The following is a 330-nucleotide window of genomic DNA, read 5'->3' as shown; positions in this document are numbered from 1 at the left end:
CTTGGCCTCCGACTTGTCGAAAATTCAAGACAAGGAAGGAATCCCTGGTGGTCCATACCCATACGATGTTCCAGATTACGCTGGATCCAAGCAGTGGTATCAACGCAGAGTGGCCATTACGGCCACAAGTTTGTACAAAAAAGTTGGGTTAAGCAGTGGATCAACGCAGAGTGGCCGCACAACTTTGTACAAGAAAGTGGTGGCCGCCTCGGCCTCTCGAGAATTCGATATCAAGCTTATCGATACCGTCGACCTCGAGTCATGTAATTAGTTATGTCACGCTTAAGTCGGCGGCCAGGCGGGCTTAGGGAGGCAACCCAGTCAGGCAAC

General features: G+C 51.2%; 1 protein-coding gene. It reads left to right on the top strand.

The genetic code is table 11. The features are described 5' to 3' along the window. The coding region (locus N1031_RS20425) for a hypothetical protein (RefSeq protein ID WP_259481797.1) at positions 1-271 on the top strand (271 nt) is incomplete at its 5' end. Positions 272-330 lie beyond the last annotated feature (59 nt).

This window comes from Herbiconiux moechotypicola, from assembly GCF_024979255.1.
GTDB lineage: Bacteria > Actinomycetota > Actinomycetes > Actinomycetales > Microbacteriaceae > Herbiconiux > Herbiconiux moechotypicola.
The sequence above is the reverse complement of the archived record's forward strand: the minus strand, read 5'-3'. Positions and strand labels throughout refer to the sequence as shown.